General features: G+C 67.3%; 13 protein-coding genes and 2 pseudogenes. 3 read left to right on the top strand and 12 right to left on the bottom strand.

Going from position 1 to position 18,507, the window contains the following annotated elements:
- Window positions 1-7: 7 nt before the first annotated feature.
- The 3 genes from ispG to dxr are packed head-to-tail and all read right to left on the bottom strand — an operon-like array spanning window position 8 to window position 3,636.
- Complete coding sequence (gene ispG / locus CKW46_RS12060; protein ID WP_015355217.1) at window positions 8-1,171, bottom strand: flavodoxin-dependent (E)-4-hydroxy-3-methylbut-2-enyl-diphosphate synthase; 1,164 nt, start codon at window positions 1,169-1,171, stop codon at window positions 8-10.
- Between the two features lie 22 nt (window positions 1,172-1,193).
- A complete protein-coding gene (locus CKW46_RS12055; RefSeq protein WP_482053193.1) occupies window positions 1,194-2,408 on the bottom strand; it encodes a M50 family metallopeptidase in 1,215 nt (404 codons plus the stop codon).
- A 19-nt stretch (window positions 2,409-2,427) separates the two neighbouring features.
- A complete protein-coding gene (gene dxr, locus CKW46_RS12050) occupies window positions 2,428-3,636 on the bottom strand; it encodes a 1-deoxy-D-xylulose-5-phosphate reductoisomerase (protein ID WP_012393634.1) in 1,209 nt (402 codons plus the stop codon).
- Window positions 3,637-3,729: 93 nt separating this feature from the next.
- Between dxr and CKW46_RS12045 the strand changes: the two genes are divergently transcribed.
- The 3 genes from CKW46_RS12045 (at window position 3,730) to CKW46_RS12035 (ending at window position 6,575) form a co-directional block, all read left to right on the top strand.
- The gene (locus CKW46_RS12045) at window positions 3,730-5,475 is read left to right on the top strand and encodes a cytochrome c biogenesis protein DipZ (RefSeq protein ID WP_015355214.1); all 1,746 of its coding nucleotides are present in this window, start codon (window positions 3,730-3,732) and stop codon (window positions 5,473-5,475) included.
- Window positions 5,476-5,562: 87 nt separating this feature from the next.
- The gene (locus tag CKW46_RS12040) at window positions 5,563-6,156 is read left to right on the top strand and encodes a fasciclin domain-containing protein (RefSeq protein ID WP_012393632.1); all 594 of its coding nucleotides are present in this window, start codon (window positions 5,563-5,565) and stop codon (window positions 6,154-6,156) included.
- Between the two features lie 164 nt (window positions 6,157-6,320).
- Entirely contained in the window at window positions 6,321-6,575 is a 255-nt protein-coding gene (locus CKW46_RS12035; RefSeq protein WP_015355213.1) for a DUF2631 domain-containing protein, read from the top strand.
- 30 nt (window positions 6,576-6,605) lie between these two features.
- Here CKW46_RS12035 and CKW46_RS12030 read toward each other — a convergent pair whose 3' ends face one another.
- The 9 genes and pseudogenes from CKW46_RS12030 to CKW46_RS11990 form a co-directional block, all read right to left on the bottom strand.
- Window positions 6,606-7,478 (bottom strand): cytochrome c biogenesis CcdA family protein, encoded by an 873-nt coding sequence (locus tag CKW46_RS12030; RefSeq protein WP_015355212.1) that lies wholly within the window; start codon window positions 7,476-7,478, stop codon window positions 6,606-6,608.
- A gap of 13 nt (window positions 7,479-7,491) precedes the next feature.
- Window positions 7,492-8,013, bottom strand: coding sequence for a disulfide bond-forming protein DsbE (gene dsbE, locus CKW46_RS12025; protein WP_482053192.1), 522 nt, complete (start codon window positions 8,011-8,013; stop codon window positions 7,492-7,494).
- Between the two features lie 131 nt (window positions 8,014-8,144).
- Window positions 8,145-9,239, bottom strand: a complete 1,095-nt coding sequence (gene rlmN / locus CKW46_RS12020) for a dual-specificity RNA methyltransferase RlmN (protein WP_036450764.1) — start codon at window positions 9,237-9,239, stop codon at window positions 8,145-8,147.
- Between the two features lie 109 nt (window positions 9,240-9,348).
- The gene (locus tag CKW46_RS12015; RefSeq protein ID WP_482053191.1) at window positions 9,349-11,025 is read right to left on the bottom strand and encodes a GTP-binding protein CgtA; all 1,677 of its coding nucleotides are present in this window, start codon (window positions 11,023-11,025) and stop codon (window positions 9,349-9,351) included.
- Window positions 11,026-11,609: 584 nt separating this feature from the next.
- Window positions 11,610-13,900 (bottom strand): annotated as a pseudogene (locus tag CKW46_RS12010) (PE family protein); the annotation flags it as partial.
- 366 nt (window positions 13,901-14,266) lie between these two features.
- Window positions 14,267-15,181 (bottom strand): phosphatidate cytidylyltransferase, encoded by a 915-nt coding sequence (locus CKW46_RS12005; protein WP_482053189.1) that lies wholly within the window; start codon window positions 15,179-15,181, stop codon window positions 14,267-14,269.
- Window positions 15,182-15,213: 32 nt separating this feature from the next.
- On the bottom strand, window positions 15,214-15,771 hold the full coding sequence (gene frr / locus CKW46_RS12000; protein ID WP_117435538.1) for a ribosome recycling factor: 558 nt from the start codon (window positions 15,769-15,771) through the stop codon (window positions 15,214-15,216).
- Between the two features lie 64 nt (window positions 15,772-15,835).
- Window positions 15,836-16,633 carry a UMP kinase gene (gene pyrH, locus CKW46_RS11995; protein ID WP_015355202.1) on the bottom strand — a complete coding sequence of 266 codons (798 nt, stop codon included), beginning with the start codon at window positions 16,631-16,633 and terminating at the stop codon, window positions 15,836-15,838.
- 533 nt (window positions 16,634-17,166) lie between these two features.
- Window positions 17,167-18,369, bottom strand: a pseudogene (locus tag CKW46_RS11990) (ISAs1-like element IS2404/ISMul1 family transposase).
- Window positions 18,370-18,507: the final 138 nt, after the last annotated feature.

The following is an 18,507-nucleotide window of genomic DNA, read 5'->3' as shown; positions in this document are numbered from 1 at the left end:
ACCCCTATCAGCTTACGGTCACAATAGGCGCACCGCTTGATGTCGTGCCCGGATCCTCAGTTCCCATTTCTGCGGCGATGCGCATCGCCTCCTCGATCAGGGTCTCGACGATCTGCGCTTCGGGCACCGTCTTGATCACTTCGCCCCGCACAAAGATCTGGCCCTTGCCGTTGCCCGAGGCCACTCCCAGGTCAGCCTCACGCGCTTCACCAGGACCGTTGACGACGCACCCCATCACGGCCACCCGCAACGGAACGTCAAGACCGTCCAAGCCGGCGGTGACCTCGTTGGCCAGCGTGTAGACGTCAACCTGAGCGCGTCCGCAGGACGGACAGGACACGATCTCAAGGGACCGTGGTCGCAGATTCAGCGACTCGAGAATCTGGTTGCCGACCTTGACTTCCTCCACGGGTGGGGCCGACAACGACACCCGGATGGTGTCACCGATGCCACGGGAGAGCAGCGCACCGAAAGCGACCGCGGACTTGATGGTGCCCTGAAAGGCCGGACCGGCCTCGGTGACCCCCAGGTGCAGCGGATAGTCACATTGGGCCGCCAACTGCTCGTAGGCGGCGACCATGATCACCGGGTCGTTGTGCTTGACGCTGATTTTGATGTTGCCGAAACCATGCTCTTCGAACAACGACGCTTCCCACAGGGCAGACTCGACCAGCGCTTCGGGCGTGGCCTTGCCGTACTTCTGCATGAACCGCTTGTCCAGCGAGCCCGCGTTGACCCCGATGCGAATCGGAATGCCAGCCGCCCCGGCCGCCTTGGCGACCTCCCCCACCCGGCCGTCGAACTCCTTGATGTTGCCCGGATTCACCCGCACGGCAGCGCAACCGGCATCGATGGCGGCAAAGATGTACTTCGGCTGGAAGTGGATGTCGGCGACCACCGGAATCTGGCTGTGCCGGGCTATCTCGGCCAGCGCGTCAGCGTCCTCTTGGCGGGGGCAAGCCACCCGGACGATGTCGCAGCCCGCCGCGGTCAGCTCGGCGATCTGCTGCAGCGTGGCATTGACGTCGTGGGTCTTGGTGGTGCACATCGATTGCACCGAGACCGGGTAATCGCTGCCGACTCCGACATCGCGGACCATCAGCTGACGCGTGGTGCGGCGGGGCGAAAGCGTGGGCGCCGGAGGCTGCGGGATGCCCAGGCCAGTGGTCACTGTGACCCCTTCTTTCTGGTTCTTATTGGAACAACCTGATCGGGTTGACCAAGTCGGCGGTGACGGTCAACAGCATGTATCCGACCACGAAAACCAGCACCACATAGGTCGCTGGCATCAGCTTGAGATAGTTCACCGGCGCCGCGGCCACCTTGCCGCGGGCCGCGCGGATCATGTTGCGAATCTTCTCGAACACCGCGACGGCGATATGGCCGCCGTCGAACGGCAACAGGGGCAGCAGGTTGATGGCCCCGAGGATGAGATTCAACTGGGCCAGGAAGAACCAGAAGGCCACCCACAGCCCGTGGTCGACGGTGTCGCCGCCGATGATGCTGGCGCCGACCACGCTGATCGGCGTCTGCGGGTCACGCTGGCCGCCCCCGATGGCGTGGACCAGCGCGCCGACCTTGGTCGGGATGGCCACCAGCACCCTGCCCACTTCGACCGTTAGGTCACCGGTGAAGGCGAACGTGGCGGGCAGCGCCGACAGAATCCCGTATTGCGTCGGCCCGGACTGGGCCGCACCCACCCCGATAGCGCCGACAGTCGCGGGCTCGAGTTGATTGCCCTGCTCGTTGGGAACCCAGCGGCGGGTGGATTCGATGACCACGTTGGCCGTCACCGTGGTTCCGTCGCGTTCGACGACGATCGGCACGCTGCCGTGCAGCTTGCGAATGGCCGTCGCCATCTCGTCGAAGGTGGAGACCGCGGTGTCACCGACCTTGACGACGACGTCACCGGCGCGCAGTCTGGCTAGCGCCGCGGGCCCCGGCCCGGTGCACTGCTCCAGTTTTCCTTGAGCCGTTTCCGGTGCGACACAGCCGGTTTCGCCAATGATCGCCTGGGTGGGCGGGTGCAGGTTCGGCAGCCCCCAGACCACTGCGATGCCATAGATCAGCACCAGGCAGATAACGAAGTTCATGCCAGGCCCGGCGAACAGGACCGCCACCCGCTTCCAGGTCGCCTGTTTGTACATCGCCCGGTCATGTTCGTCGGGCTCGAGATCCTCCACCGGGGTCATGCCGGCGATGTCACAGAAGCCACCCGCCGGAATGGCCTTGACCCCGTACTCGGTTTCGCCTCGGCGCGTCGACCACAAGGTGGGACCGAAGCCGACGAAATAGCGCCGCACCTTCATTCCGGTCGCACGCGCTACCCACATGTGGCCGCACTCGTGCAGCGCCACCGATATCAAGATGGCGAGTGCGAAGAGCACAATGCCGACAACGAACATCATCAGCCTCTATCGACCTTTCTCAAGCCAGTCCGGAGACCTTCTCGCATGCGCCGGCCGGGCTTGCTTTGGCGATCGCACGCTGTGCCCGCTGCCGCGCCCAACGCTGCGCGTCAAGTACGTCATCCACGTTAGCGGGTGAAACGGCCCATTGGTCGGCAGCGTGCAGCACGTCGGCGATAGTTCCCACGATGGCGGGGAAACTGATCCGGCCGGCGAGGAAGGCCGCTGCCGCTTCTTCGTTGGCCGCGTTGTACACCGCGGTCATGCACCCGCCGGTCTCGCCGGCATGGCGAGCCAGCTCGACGGCGGGAAACACCTCGTCGTCCAGCGGCTCGAACTCCCACGTCTGAGCCTGACTGAAATCGCAATAACGGGCCGCACCCGGCACCCGGCGCGGCCAGCCCAACGCCAGCGAGATCGGCAATTTCATGTCCGGGGGGCTGGCCTGGGCGATGGTCGAACCGTCGACGAAGGTGACCATGGAATGCACGATCGACTGCGGATGCACGACGACCTCGATGCGCTCGTACGGGATGCCGAACAGTAGGTGGGTTTCGATGAGCTCGAGTCCCTTGTTGACCAGTGAGGCCGAGTTCAGCGTATTCATCGGGCCCATTGACCAGGTCGGATGGGCACCGGCCTGCTCCGGGGTGACCTCCTGAAGGTCGGCCGCCGACCACCCCCGAAACGGCCCACCCGAGGCGGTCAACACTAGTTTGGCGACTTCGTCGGGGGTGCCTGCGCGCAAGCACTGAGCCAGCGCGGAATGCTCGGAGTCGACCGGCACGATCTGACCGGGTTGCGCGGCCTGCAGTACCAGTGGACCGCCGGCAACCAGCGATTCCTTGTTGGCCAAGGCCAGCCTGGCCCCGGATGCCAGCGCGGCCAGCGTCGGGCGCAGGCCCAATGCGCCGACGAGCGCGTTGAGGACGACGTCGGCCTCGGTCTCCTCCACCAGCCGGGTGACAGCGTCGGGCCCCTGGTACGCAATGTCGCCGGCCAGTTGCGCCGCCCGCTCGTCGGCGATCGCAATCTCCGTTACGCCGGTCTCGGCGCGCTGTCGCAGCAGCGTGTCCAGATTGCTGCCCCCGGCAGCCAGCCCGACGACCTCGAAACGGTCCGGATTGGCGGCGATGACTTCCAGCGCCTGGGTGCCGATCGAACCCGTGCTGCCCAGCACTAGCACGCGCAAGCGGCCGTCGGCGGACCCGTCGGTGGCAGTAGTCACTCCATCATTGTGCCCCGACCGACCCCAATGCGGCCCGGCCAGCCCGCCGCTTCGACTAGCCATCCAGGACCTCCGCAGTTTCGAATAGTGAACATGGTCACGCTTGCACTCGTCGGCTTCGTCGGAGGTCTGATCACCGGGATCTCGCCGTGCATCCTGCCGGTGCTGCCGGTGGTCTTCTTCTCCGGCGCCCACGGCGGCGCCACGGTGGCCACCACACAGACGGGGGTTAGTACGCCGGACCCGAAGGCCGCGCGTGTCCAGACACGCCCCTATCGGGTGATCGCCGGCCTGGTGCTCAGCTTCTGTCTGGTGACCCTGACGGGTTCGGCGCTGCTGTCGTTGCTGCATCTGCGCCAGGACACCATCCGCTGGGTCGCGCTGGCCGCGCTGGTGGCGATCGGCTTGGGCTTGATCTTTCCGCGACTCGAACAGTGGCTGCAGCGGCCGTTTTCCCGCATCCCGCACAACTCGATCAGTGCTGGCGGCACCGGTTTCGGGCTCGGGTTGGCGCTGGGCGTGCTCTATGTTCCCTGCGCCGGCCCGGTGCTCACCGCCATCATCCTGGCCGGCGCCACCTCGAGAATCGGGCTCAACACCGTCGTGCTCACCTGCGCATTCGCCCTCGGAACCGCCTTGCCACTGCTGTTCTTCGCCCTGGCCGGGCGCGAGACGGCAGGACGGGTGAGCGCGTTTCGTCGGCGCCAGCGCGAGATCCGGATTGGGGCCGGAGTCGTGACGATTCTGCTGGCAGTGGCCCTGGTGCTCAATCTGCCCGCGACTCTGCAACGGGCCATCCCCGACTACACCAGTGCGCTACAGGGCCTACCGGAGCAGGTGGGCGGCCCCAACCAGATCGGCACCAACCTGGGCGGCATCGGCGGTCTTGTGACTGACCAAAACGCGCAGCTCTCCAACTGCACCAACGGCGCCGCCCAACCGCAAGACTGTGGCAGCGCACCCGACATCACGGGAATCAGCGGCTGGCTCAACACCCCTGAGCACCAACCGATCCGGTTGAGTTCGCTGCGAGGCCGCGTGGTGCTGGTCGACTTCTGGGCGTATTCATGCATCAACTGCCAACGCGCCATCCCCCACGTCGTCGGCTGGTACCGGGCCTACAAAGACAGCGGCCTGGAAGTGATCGGCGTGCACACACCCGAGTACGCGTTCGAAAAGGCGCCGGAAAATGTTGCGGCCGGCGCCGCGGATCTGAACATCACCTACCCGATCGCGCTGGACAACAACTATTCGACCTGGACGAACTACCGCAACGCATACTGGCCCGCCGAGTATCTGATCGATGCCAGTGGCACCGTTCGGCACATCAAATTCGGCGAGGGTGACTACGACGGCACGGAGAACCTGATCAGACGGCTACTCACCGACGCCAATCCGGGCGCCAAACTGCCGGCACCCGTGGACGCCGCCGACACCACACCCGCGCTGAGCCTGACCCCCGAGACATATTTCGGCGTGGGCAAAGCGGTCAACTTCGCCGGCAGCGGCTACGACCAGGGTTCGGCGACGTTCAGCTATCCGCTCGCGCTGCCCCCAGACACCTTCGCCCTGCAAGGCCCCTGGTCCCTGGACCACCAGCGGGCCACGGCCGACGGCGACGACTGCCGCATCAAGCTGAACTACCTCGCCAAGAACGTCTATCTGGTGGTCGGTGGCACCGGAACCCTCACCGTGACCGGAGCCGGCAAGTCGACGACGCTGCGGATCGGCGGGGCACCCACCTCGCATCAAATCGTCGCCGGCGACCAAGTGCAGCGAACCACGATAGAAGTGCATCCCAGCAAAGGATTGCAGGTGTATTCATTCACCTACGGATGAATTATTTTTCCCACAACACCGATCCAAAACCGCTGCGGCTCCGAATAACAGTCAGAGATCCACCCGACAACAAAGGAGCCATAGGCAATGAAGTTCCACAACCCAGCAATTGCAGCAACCGGTCTCGCGGCAGCCGCTGCGGTAGGCCTGGTGGTGGCCACCGCTCCGAGCGCGATGGCCAGCCCGCCAGACACGCTGGTCGGCCCCGGATGCAGTGCCTACGCACAGCAAGTGCCGACCGGGCCAGGGTCGGTAGCCGGCATGGCGGCCGAACCGGTCGCGGTGGCGGCGTCGAACAACCCGATGCTCACCACGCTGACCTCGGCGTTGTCCGGCAAGCTCAACCCGCAGGTGAACCTGGTCGACACCCTCAACGGCGGCCAATTCACAGTCTTCGCCCCGACCGATGCCGCGTTCGGCAAGATCGACGCCGCAACGATCGACTCGTTGAAAACCGATGCGCCGCTGCTGAAAAAGATCCTCACCTATCACGTGGTCCCCGGGCAGTTGAGTCCGTCGCAGGTGGTCGGCACCCACAGCACCGTCGAGGGCGCCTCGCTGACCGTCACCGGTTCTGGCAATGACCTACAGGTCGGTGACGCGGCCGTGGTCTGCGGCGGAGTGCAAACCGCCAACGCCGTGGTGTACATGATCGACACCGTGCTGATGCCGCCCAGCTAGCCAGCTAGGCATCACCGGCAGTGGCGACGCATTTCGCTACGGCGATTCCTCCGGACGGGTAGCACAAAGGTGATGACCCCGGTCTGCGCTTCGGGCAGATGTGCCAGAATGATCGGGTTCGATCCGAAGACGTGCAGTAGCCAATCCCATCCGGAGGAATCGCTGTGGCCAGTACTGAGGTGGAGCCTTTCACCGGCGTCGATATCGCCGAGGTGCCGTCCGCACGCTGGGGATGGAGCCGGATCAATTACCGCACCTGGCACATCACCGGCGCGTGCATCTTTGTGTTCCTGCTGGCGATGCTGCGCGGCAACCACGTCGGCCATGTCGAAGACTGGTTCCTCATCGGGTTCGCTGTACTGACGCTGGCCGTCCTGGTTCGTGACCTGTGGGGCCGCCGGCGCGGCTGGCTCCGATAGCGGTTTCCCGACCAACTCGGCGCGCGCCGCTTAGCGACGGGCCCGCCGATACCAACTAACGCTGAACGCACCGGCCACCAGCAACGTCAGCACCACCACCCACGGCCAGATACCGTGCTGGTGGACCCAGCCGGCCAACTCACCTTGGATGCGGCCGGCCGCACCGATCACCCGATCTTGGGGATCGACCAGTAGACCAGAGGTCAACCGCACCTCGTAGTAGCCGTAGTAGCCGACGTAGAGCCCAACCACCGCCAGCAACCCACCGCTGATCCGGTTGACCAGCGGCAGCACCCGCCGCAACCGGTCGGCCAGTGCTGAGCTGGCGGTCGCGGCGGCAATGGCGAGTGCGCCGACCACCATGGTCAGGCCCGCGATGTAGGCCAGGTAGATTGCCACCGCCCCCAGGATCGAACCGCCCCGCAGGCCCGCCCCGGTTACCGCGATAAACGGCCCGATGGTGCAGGACAACGAGGCGACGGCATAGCTGACGCCGTAGCCGTACATGGAACCCAAGCGGGCCGTTGGCGCCCATCGCGGACCAAACCCGCTAGGGGTCAGCGCGGCCAACTCACGCCCCGACAGCAGCCACACCCCAAGGCCGAAAAGCAGCACACCAATCAACACAGTCAGGTAGGGCAGGTATCGCTGCACCGTGGAAGCTGCCGAGATGGTCAAAGCGCCAAAGGCACCGAAGACCGTAAGGAAACCGAGCGCCATCCCGATGGTGGCGGCGATGGCTCGGCCGACCGCGCCGATCGGAGAGGCAGCCTCCCCCGACTCGCCGCCATGCTGCCCGCGCACCACCAACAGCAGGTATGCGGGCAGCATCGCGAATCCGCATGGGTTTAGCGCGGCCACCGATCCGGCGGCGAAGGCCAGCGCGACCAGGGCCGAATTCATCGGGGTCGGGGAATCAGGACGTCAGCGCGGCGACCCGGTCGGCCAGTTCCTGCTGGGACATGGCCGAGGTGGGGTTGTTGACGAAGGTCGAGGAACCGTCGGCCCGATAGAACACCCAGGCCGGCTGCCAGGGCACGTTGTAGCGCGCCCAGATCGCGCCATCGGCGTCGTTGATGTTGGTGAAGTTCAGCCCGTATTTGGAGACGAAGCCCTGCATCGCACCCACGTCCGAATGCGCGGCGATGCCGACGAATGTGACCCCGGGGTTGGCGGCCGCCACCTGGCTGGCGGCGGGGCCCTCGGCGTTGCAGAACGGGCACCACGGCGTCCAGAACCACAACACCGCTGGCTTACCCTGCAGGCTGGCCCCGTTGAAGGGCGCGCCGCCCAGCGTCATCGCGGTGAAATCGAGACGATCGTCGGCGGCGCGGGCGCGCGGCGCGGCGATCACGCCGAGCGTCAGGACAAGCGCGACCATGCTGGCCATCAGGACCGCGGCAAACCAACGATTGCGGGGCGTAGGGCGAACAGTCATAGCAGACCTCACTTACTGGTGTTTGCCTTGATGACGTAATACCCACTGACGCGGTTCATCGCACCCGCTGCAGCTACCCGCCTTCGGCGGCCAGCTGTCCGCAGGCCCAGCCCCAATCGCCCACGCTCCAGCTACCCGCCTTCGGCGGCCAGCTGTCCGCAGGCGGCGCTGATCTCGCGGCCGCGAGTATCCCGTACGGTGCACGAAACCCCTTGTGCACGAACTCGTTTGACAAACTCCCGCTCCACCGGCTTGGGACTCGCATCCCAATCGCTGCCCGGTGTCGGGTTGAGCGGGATCAGGTTGACATGGACCAACGGACCCAGCGCGCCATGCAGTCGTTTACCCAGCAGATCAGCCCGCCAAGGTTGGTCATTGACCTCACGGATCAGCGCATACTCGACGGAGACCCGACGACCGGTCACCTCTGCGTAGTAATGCGCGGCCTCGAGAGCTTCGCTGATCTTCCACCGGTTGTTGACCGGCACCAACGTGTCGCGCAGTTCGTCGTCGGGCGCATGCAATGACAGCGCCAGCGTGACGCCGAGGCGTTCATCGGCAAGCTTGCGGATCGCGGGCGCCAAACCCACCGTCGAGACCGTCACCGATCGGGCCGAGATGCCAAAACCCGTCGGCGGCGGTTCGGTGATGCGACGCACCGCCGCCAGCACCCGGGCGTAATTGGCCAGCGGCTCCCCCATGCCCATGAACACGACATTCGACAACCGGTCACCGAACTCGTCGCGCAACGCCGCGGCCGCGGCCCGCACCTGTTCGACGATCTCTGCAGTCGACAGATTGCGGGTCAGGCCGCCCTGCCCGGTCGCGCAGAACGGACACGCCATCCCACAGCCCGCTTGCGAGGAGATGCACACCGTATTGCGCTGCGGGTAGCGCATGAGCACCGATTCGACGGTGACACCATCGGTGGCGCGCCATAGCGTCTTTCGCGTCTGGCCCGCGTCACAGGTGACCTCTCGCGCCGCGGTCAGCAGGTTCGGGAACATCGTTTCGGCGATCTGGTCACGCACCGCCGCCGGCAGGTCGGTCATCTGACGGGGATCGGCGATCAGCCGACCGTAGTACTGGTGTGCCAGCTGCTTGGCCCTGAAAGGCGGCAGGCCGAGCGCGGCCACCGCCGACGCGCGGCCCTCCGCGTCGAAATCGGCAAGGTGCCGCGGCGGCTTCCCGCGACGCGGCTCCTCAAACATCAACTCTTGGGCCATGTGCTCCAGTTTGACATCCGTGCCGCGGCCGCAGCCGGGATTGCGAACCAACCGCGGCTTTCTGCACCCTCATCGTGGTTCGACCGGCACACGGCCCACCGCGCGGGGGTCAGGGGCTTGCGGGGGCGCCGCCGGTCCCGCCGACGCCGGGCGGACCGGCGTAGCCGGGTGGAGGAGGTTGGCCTGGGCCACCGTTGTAGCCGGGAATGCGTTGTCCGTCAATGGTGCTGGTGCCGCCGCGGCCGCCGGCACCGCCGTAGCCCCCCGTAGCGCCGTTACCGGTGCCGCCGGTGCCACCGTCCCCGCCGTAGCCGCCGACCCCGGCGGTGCCGAGGCCGCCGATACCGCCGATCCCACCGGTGCCGGAGGTGCCGGCAAAGGTGCTTCTACCGCCGGTCCCGCCTCGGCCGCCGTCGCCGCCGGTGACCCCGGCGCCACCGATCCCGCCGGTCCCGCCGTCGCCGCTGGCAGCGGCATAGTTATTGGCATCCGCGGCACCGGCCATGCCTCCGGTCCCGCCGGCGCCACCGACCCCGCCGGTGCCGTAGGTGCTGGAGCCGCCAACACCACCGGTGCCGCCGACCCCGCCGGCCCCGGAGTAGGTAAAGACGACGTTGTGATCGAGGGTGCCGCCGCTGCCACCGGCACCACCAGTCCCGCCATTGCCAGCGACGCCGCCGACTGTGTTGGAGTAGCCGCCTTCGCCGCCATCGCCGCCGGCGCCACCAACGCCACCGCTGGCCGCGGAATTTGTACTGAACCCGGTGCCCCCGTTGCCGCCATTGCCACCGGCCCCGCCGACTCCGCCGGTGCCGTTGGTGCCACCGGAGCCGCCGGCCCCGCCATTACCGCCAGTGCCACCGGCACCGCCGCTCGGGCCGAACAAGCCTCCGGCACCGTCGATACCGTGACCGCCGTCGCCGCCGGCACCGCCTCTTCCTCCGGTCACGGAGCCGACGCCACCGTCGCCGCCGTTACCACCGTGACCTCCGTATCGCGGCGTACCAGATTGGCCGCCATTGCCGCCGTCGCCGCCGCTGCCACCGACACCGCCGACAGAACCGTAACCACCGGCACCGCCGTTACCTCCGTGGCCGCCGTCGCCGGTCGCGGTGCGGCCACCGAGCCCGTCTCCCCCGCTGCCGCCGGTGCCACCGACCCCTCGAATGCCCGCGGCGCCTCCGGCGGCTCTAGTGCCGTCGCCGTTGAGGCCGCCGGTGCCGCCGTTGCCACCGGCACCACCATCTCCTCCAGCCCGCTGGTTGTACCCGGCTTTGCCGTTGCCGCCTTCGCCGCCGTACCCCCCGGTGCCTCCTTGGCCGCCGTCGCCTCCGTGGCCGCCGGCACCATCGTGGAATCCGGTTGCATGGGCCTTTCCGCCGTTGCCGCCGTCGCCGCCGGCGCCGCCAGCAGACCCGAGACCGCCCGCACCGCCGTTCAGGCCGTTTGCGTCCACCTGCGACTCACCGTGCGCGCCCATACCACCCGCGCCACCGGTTCCCCCCGTCCCGCCGTCCCCACCGTTACCGCCGAGGACTCCTCCGGCACCTCCCACGCCGCCGGCACCGCCATGCCTACCAGGACCACCGCCAGACCCGCTCAGGCTTTGGCTTCCGTCGCCGCCGGTCCCGCCGTCGCCGCCGTTACCGCCATTGCCGTAGGCCCCGCCGTTGCCGCCCCGCCCACCGGCTCCGCCGAAATCGCCCGGTGGGTTAGAGAGGTTGCCGGCGCTACCGCTGCCGCCGTCGCCGCCGCTGGTGGGGCTGTACCCGCCTAGTCCACTCAATCCGTTGGTCGAGCCGGCACCGCCTTTACCGCCGGCACCGCCGACACCCGGGTCACCGCCATTGCCGCCGTCGCCGCCGGCGCCACCGGTTGTCGCGGCTCTGTTTCCGCCCCGGCCGCCGTCGCCGGCCAGCCCGCCGGCGCCACCGGCGCCACCGGACCCACCAGCACCGCGGGTGCCATCGGAGTAGCCGGCCGCTTGTGCGTGACCGGCTGCTCCTCCGTCGCCCCCGGCACCGCCGTCGCCCCCGGTACCGCCGTGGCCGCCGTCACCACCGCGGCCACCGTTGTGGGTGCCGTTATCCCCGGCGGCACCGGCCGCGCCGGATCCGCCGGCACCACCATCACCACCGGACCCGCCGTCGCCACCGTCGCCCCGTGACCGGCCAGGGCCCCACCGTTGCCACCGGCCCCGCCCGCGCCGCCCACACTGCCGGCGCCGCCGTCGGTGCCTGAGCCCCCCGGAGCAATCGCGGTCAGCCCGCGTTCTCCATTGACGCCGTCACCGCCGTCGCCGCCGTGCCCGCCGTTGCCGTAGAGCCCGCCGTTACCGCCGGCACCGCCGGCACCGCCGGCGATATCGACCGCGCCTTTGCCGCCATCACCGCCGGCACCGCCGTTGCCGCCGTTAGTCGGGCTATGCCCGCCAAGGCCAGTGAGTCCGGTGGTCGAGCCGACACCGCCTTTACCGCCGACCCCGCCGGCGCCGGTGTTACCGCCGTGGCCGCCGTCCCCGCCGAACCCGACCGCGCCGTCTCCACCGCGGCCGCCGTCGCCGGCGAGCCCGCCGGACCCGCCGTCACCGCCACGGCCACCGTTGGGATCCGCGGCGCTGCCCTGATCCCCGGCACTACCCGTCGCGCCGGACCCGCCGAAACCACCATCACCGCCGGCCCCGCCGGCACCACCATCACCGCCGTGACCAGCCAGGGTTCCGCCCAGCCCGCCGGACCCGCCAGCACCACCAGCCCCACCGCTGGTACCCGAGCCCCCCGGTGTGGTCGCGGTCGACCCCTGCGATCCGGTAACACCGTCGCCACCGGCACCGCCGTCACCGCCATCGCCATACGTTCCGCCGTCACCACCGGCCCCGCCGGTCCCACCGGCGATATCGATCGCACCCCTGCCCCCCTCGCCGCCGGCACCGCCGTTGCCGCCGCTGGTCGGGGTTGCTCCGGAAAGGCCGTGCAATCCGGTGCTCCCGCCGGTACCACCGGCACCGCCGGACCCGCCAGTACCGGAGTCGCCGCCGTGGCCACCGTCGCCGCCATCGCCGCCCAATCCGACCGCGCCATCACCACCGCGGCCGCCGTCGGTGTAGCCGGCCGCCAATGCCTGACCACCGGCGCCACCGTTACCACCGGCGCCACCGTCGTGGCCGGCGGTACCCGAGTCGCCCGCAGTGATCGCGGTCAAGCCCCGCGATCCGGCGATCCCGTTGCCGCCAGCCCCGCCCGCACCACCATTGCCGTAGAGACCGCCGTTGCCGCCAGCCCCGCCGGTTCCGCCCAGCACCGCGCTGTCCGCCCCCCGGCCTCCGGCACCGCCATTACCGCTCAGTGGGCGGGCACCTTCGCTGCCATGAGCGCCCGCGATCGAGCCGGCCCCGCCGGCGCCGCCAGCACCACCCACACCGGGGGTGCCGCCATCACCGCCGGCACCACCGGTACCGCTGCCACCACCGGCAAACGTGCCCGTGGCCCCCACACCACCATCACCGGCCAGCCCACCGGCCCCACCGGCACCGCCGGCCCCGCCGGTACCGCCATCACCGCCATCTCCGCCGTCACTGCCCAACACCAGCCCGTCCGCGCCGCCACCACCGGCACCGCCGACACCCCCGACACCGCCAGCACCCCCGTCGCCGCCGGCACCGGCCAGCCAGCCGCCCCGCCCCCCAACGCCCCCATCACCGGCACGGCCGCCATCACCACCGGTCTGGCCCGCACCCCCGGTGCTACCGCCATCACCGGCACCACCGCCACCCCCGGCCCCACCGTGGCCGATCAGCCCCGCCGCACCACCGGCCCCGCCGGTACCGCCGGCGCCACCACCGCCGACCTCACCACCCACCCCGCCGGCACCACCGTCGCCGCCGCCATAGACCAGCCCGCCCTGCCCGCCGCCGCCACCGGCACCGCCATCGAGACCCATGCCCTGCCCGCCGGCACCGCCGGCCCCGCCCGCACCCCACAACCACGCTCGACCCGCCGCAGCACCAACACCACCGCTAAGCGCACCCACCCCGCCAGCACCACCATCCCCGCCGGCACCCCACAACCAGCCGCCATTGCCGCCCACCCCGCCCGCACCGCCGGCCCCCGAGGCGCCGCTGAGCCCGCCCGCACCACCGGCCCCGCCTCGCCCGATCAACCCCGCCGAACCACCCGCCCCACCGCTTTGACCCACCCCGCCCGAACCCCCATTACCCCCGTTACCCCACAACAACCCCCCGCCCCACCGGCTTGCCCCGTCCCGGCCGCCCCATCAGCGCCATCACCGATCAACGGCCGCCCCCACAACGCCACCGCCGGCCCGTTCACCGCCCCCCACACGCCCCGCTCAATCACCCCTAGCGGCGACAACGTCCCCACCGCAGCCGCCTCAGCCCCCGCATACGCCCCCGCCCCGGCCCCCAACGCCCGCGCGAACCGCTGCTCAAACTCCGCCCACTGCCCACACACCGCCTGATACTCGCGACCAAACCCCCCAAACAACGCCGCAATCGCCACCGACACCTCATCACCGGCAGCCGCCGTCACCGACGTCGTCGCCCCCGCCGCCGCCGCATTAGCCGCACCCACCACCGACCCAATCCCGGCCACATCGGTTGCCGCCGCCGCCACCCACTCCGGAACCACACTCACAAACGACACAACACCCACCGCCCATCCACCCAAAGGCCAACAGAGTTCGACCCGGACCCAACCGGTCCAAACACGCTATATCCGCAGGTCAGCGATGCATCTGTAGAAAAATCAGATCGTCAAAAGTTGAGTAGAGATCACGACATGCCAGGCTCGCGGCAATCTCACCTCGATTACGCGAACTGCAGTTCCGTCTGCCGGGAGCGACTCGTTGCGTCTCACAATTGCGAAATGCAAATCCGCCAGAAATGAGCTCTCTGGCGGATGGAACGCATTTGGAAGGCATGGATCTACCGAAGATGCGTTACGCCTCAAGCAGCTGCCGCATCTTCTCCGAGCCGGACCCGGCTGTCACATCGGGGCTGACTGACTCTGTCAGGTCAACAGTGACATCACGATCCAGGCCGCCACCGCTGACGGCAGAACGCCGTCGAGCCGATCCATCAAACCTCCGTGGCCGGGTAGCAGCCGCCCCATGTCTTTGATGCCGAGGTCACGCTTGACTTGCGACTCCACCAAGTCACCCAGCGTGGTGGTGAGCACGAACAGCACCCCGAGCAGCGCACCCACCCAGGAGGGTTCATGCGCCAGGAATGTCGCCGTGATAGTCGTTGCAACGATCCCGCAGAACAGCGAACCGGCAAAACCTTCCCAGGACTTCTTGGGGCTGATTGTGGGGACCATCGGATGCTTACCGAAAAGCACACCCACGGTGTATCCCCCGACATCGGACGCGATGATCGCGATCATCACGCAGAACACCCATCCGGTGCCGTTAGGCGGGTAGACCAGCATCGCGGCGAAGGAACCGAATAGCACAACCCAAACGGCCAGAAAAACGGTGGTCGAGGTATCGCGCAAATAGGTTCCCGACGCGGGCACCCCGTCGCTGCCAGCACCGTCGTGCGGCAGGTTGTCCTGCATGAACAGCCGCCAGAACATGCAAACCACGATCATGGCCCCGAACCCGGCTAGCACACCGCGAACGCCGTATGGCCAGCTCAGCCAGACGGTTAGCTGTCCACCGATCAGCAGCGGAACAACCGGAATCAGATACACGGCTTCACGTAGCCGCCGCACCACCTCGTGGGTAGCGACGACCATCGCAAACGCACAGATCGCGACCCAACCGCGCGGCGCGAACACCAACGTCGCAACCAGGAACAAACCAATGCTGAGGCCCACCGCGATGGCCGCGGGCAGGTCGCGCCCAGCTCGTGATGCTTTTTTCGGCGGCTCTTGCACCGGCTCGTCGGCCGGGGTGCCGGTGGTGGCGTCGGTGTTGGCCACGGATCTAAACGGACTCAGCTGCTGAGAGGTCGTTAGACCTCCAGCAGCTCGCCTTCCTTATGCTTGACCAGCTCATCGAGCTGCGCGACGTACTGGTGGGTGCTCTTGTCGAGGTCCTTTTCCGCACGGGCGACCTCATCCTCGCCCGCCTCGCCGTCCTTGCGGATGCGGTGCAGTTCTTCCATCACCTTGCGCCGAATGTTACGCACCGAGACCCGGGCTTCCTCGCCCTTGTGTTTGGCCTGCTTGACCAGGTCGCGCCGACGTTCCTCGGTGAGCTGCGGTACGGCCACTCGGATGATGGTGCCGTCGTTGGTGGGATTCACCCCGAGGTCGGAATTGCGAATTGCCGTCTCAATCGCATGCAACTGATTGACTTCATACGGCTTGATGACCACCATTCGCGCCTCGGGGACATTGATGCTGGCCAGCTGAGTGATAGGGGTATGGGTACCGTAGTAGTCGATAACAATCCGGGAGAACATTCCGGGGTTCGCGCGGCCGGTGCGGATTGTCGCCATGTCTTCACGGGCTACCGATACGGCCTTCTCCATTTTCTCTTCTGCATCGAAGAGAGCCTCATCGATCATTGCGCCGCTCCTCCTCATCGCTGCGCCCTGCATCGTCGCAAGCGCGGATCATTGAGTCTTCCTCTTAGGTGGTGACCAGCGTTCCGATTTTCTCACCAGCGACCGCACGGGCGATATTGCCATTGGTCAACAGGTTGAACACCAGAATCGGCATGCCATTGTCCATGCACAGACTGAATGCGGTGGCATCGGCGACCCGCAACCCTCGGTCGATGACCTCCCGATGACTGATCACGGCGAGCAGCTCGGCGTGCGGATTCACTCGCGGATCCTCGGCAAACACCCCGTCGACCGCTTTGGCCATCAGAACCACCTCGGCCCCGATCTCGAGTGCGCGCTGCGCCGCCGTCGTGTCCGTCGAGAAGTAAGGCAACCCCATGCCGGCGCCGAAGATCACCACTCGCCCCTTCTCCAGGTGGCGAACGGCGCGCAACGGCAGGTATGGCTCAGCCACCTGGCCCATGGTGATCGCGGTCTGAACTCGGGTAGCTATGCCCTCTTTTTCAAGAAAGTCCTGCAACGCGAGACTGTTCATGACGGTGCCGAGCATTCCCATGTAGTCCGACCGGGTCCGCTCCATACCGCGCTGCTGAAGCTGGGCGCCGCGGAAGAAGTTGCCGCCGCCGATCACGACCGCCACCTGTACGCCACCGCGCACCACTTCGGCGATCTGCCGGGCCACCTGTGCCACCACGTCGGGATCCAGGCCCACCTGACCGCCGCCGAACATTTCGCCACCCAGCTTGAGCAATACTCGCTTGTATTGCGACACCGACCCCGAAACAGGAGCTGCCGGTACGCCGTTGGCGCTTGCCGGCTCCGGCTTCGGAGCCGCCCCACCGGCGACGTCGGACTCCGTCATGAATCTCCTCGCATGAGAGTGCCATCCCGGCAACCACCCGGAACGGCCTCTCATATCCTGCCTCATCGCACTGCTCCGGGGTAGCCGGGGTGTCCGCTCATATCCAACGGCACCAAAAGCGTGCCCGGTGTCAGGTCGCGGACACCGGCGCAGCGATGTTTGAACGGCCGGGGCCCCGGGAATCCGCCATCGAGCGCGGGCCATTGACCCCAACCGCGGCGCCCCGCTGGGGACCAAGCAGGCTTGTTGGAAAGGTGGGCCCGGTCCGGACACGGATCGGGCCCACCGACTTGTTCTGGACTGTCGTGCATGCCACCGGCACGAGGGGGCGGAATTAGTTGCGGCCGAAAAGGGGTACCCAGTGCTGCCGTGAGACATCTCCCCGGGAGATGCATGCGGACCGGGGTGGCCGGAACCCCGCGAGGGGTTGAGAGATGTTTTTTGAGAGTCCTCTTGCTCAGCAATGCCGCTGACTTCGAATCGACTCTGCCGACGTTGAAGTCGTTCGCATCGCAGGGCTCCGGCGTTGTTGATTAGCAGGCTTGTGAGCTGGGGAATTGTGGATTGAGGAGGTCTAGGCGGCGGTTGGCGGTCAAAGCGGTGATCCGGCAGGCTTCGGCGATGTTGTCGGCGCCGTTGAGGCGGTGCAGATTGATCGCGGTGTTGCGTAGCGTTGCTAGGACCTGTGCGCCGTTTCCGGTATGTGCCCTTTGATGGTCTTCGTCGAAGGTGACGTCGCGTATCCAGTGCAGGCTGTTCTCGATTCCCCAGTGTTGACGCATCCAGGTCATGATCGCGGTAGGGCGGACGTGCTCGAACGGCAGGCTGCAGATGGCATAGACCACCTCCACGCTGCGCTGGTCGGTGGCGGTGATCAAGCGTTCACGAGTGATCCGGATGATTTGTTTTGCGTAGGGGAAGCCGATTCCTCGTACAGCGGTGATGATTTGCAGGGTGCGGGTCTCGACACGGCCGTGGCCGCGGGAGTCGTCGGTAGCGGCTGTGGGCACCTCGGCCCAGGGCAGCGCGGTGATACGCGCAAGTATTTTGGCTTGGTTGGACTTGACGATCATCAGGTAGTGCGACTTCAAGGTGGCGCAGATCAACTTCGCGGTGACGACCTGGGTATGCATCGCATCCACGGTGACCAGCCACCGCAAGCTACCCGGCAGCAGCGTGAGCAGGGCACGTACGCAGGGAATTTCATTGCTTTTCTCGGCGACAGCGAGTTGACCGAGCACCAATCGGGCACGGTGGGCGAACACCGACACGAGATGCGTGGCTGTCGCTTTGGCGCGTAAAGCACCACGCAGCATCTTGCCGTCCAACGCGATCGGCACCAATCCACTGGGGTCGCTGCTGGCCACGTGTGCAGTGAAGTAACTGCCCATCCTGGCGTTGAGGTCGGCGGGGTCTAGCCGAGACAAAACAGCGCGGAAGGTCTTCTCACTGGGCCGCCGGAACCGGACCCCTAATTAGGCCAACACATCATCGGGAGCGGTGGCCGCCCATGTGGCAAAACCAGCATAGCCGCGCATCCCCGCGGCAGTGGCCAGAACCGCGATCGCCAACAAAGCCATCAGCGAATACCTCCGACCGCGTGGGTCCCTCGGGTCTGGCACCGAGACCAACACACCGAGAAACTCCGATCCGATGAGCTCGCTGCGCTCACCAGGACTCCAGCGGTCGAACACCTCTGGAACCGACGACACAGGCAATACTGAAACGGTAGGCACGGGCAACTCCAGACCAACGACGAACAGTAACCAACTCGATCGTTCTCCAGATAGCCCGTGCCTACACTCCGGCCCCAATAGCGCGGCACCAAAGATCATCAACCCAGCTCACAAGCCTGCTAATCAACAACGCCGGAG

This window comes from Mycobacterium liflandii (genome assembly GCF_022354805.1).
In the GTDB taxonomy this organism is placed as follows: Bacteria; Actinomycetota; Actinomycetes; order Mycobacteriales; family Mycobacteriaceae; genus Mycobacterium; species Mycobacterium marinum.
This window is presented reverse-complemented; position numbering and strand designations above follow the sequence as displayed.

What these genes read in the sequence shown, in the direction of transcription:
- CKW46_RS12055 (WP_482053193.1), bottom strand. Translation starts at nt 2,408, where the DNA reads ATGATGTTCGTTGTCGGCATTGTGCTCTTCGCACTCGCCATCTTGATA.
- CKW46_RS12045 (WP_015355214.1), top strand. Translation starts at nt 3,730, where the DNA reads ATGGTCACGCTTGCACTCGTCGGCTTCGTCGGAGGTCTGATCACCGGG.
- CKW46_RS12040 (WP_012393632.1), top strand. Translation starts at nt 5,563, where the DNA reads ATGAAGTTCCACAACCCAGCAATTGCAGCAACCGGTCTCGCGGCAGCC.
- CKW46_RS12030 (WP_015355212.1), bottom strand. Translation starts at nt 7,478, where the DNA reads ATGAATTCGGCCCTGGTCGCGCTGGCCTTCGCCGCCGGATCGGTGGCC.
- dsbE (WP_482053192.1), bottom strand. Translation starts at nt 8,013, where the DNA reads ATGACTGTTCGCCCTACGCCCCGCAATCGTTGGTTTGCCGCGGTCCTG.
- rlmN (WP_036450764.1), bottom strand. Translation starts at nt 9,239, where the DNA reads ATGGCCCAAGAGTTGATGTTTGAGGAGCCGCGTCGCGGGAAGCCGCCG.
- frr (WP_117435538.1), bottom strand. Translation starts at nt 15,771, where the DNA reads ATGATCGATGAGGCTCTCTTCGATGCAGAAGAGAAAATGGAGAAGGCC.
- pyrH (WP_015355202.1), bottom strand. Translation starts at nt 16,633, where the DNA reads ATGACGGAGTCCGACGTCGCCGGTGGGGCGGCTCCGAAGCCGGAGCCG.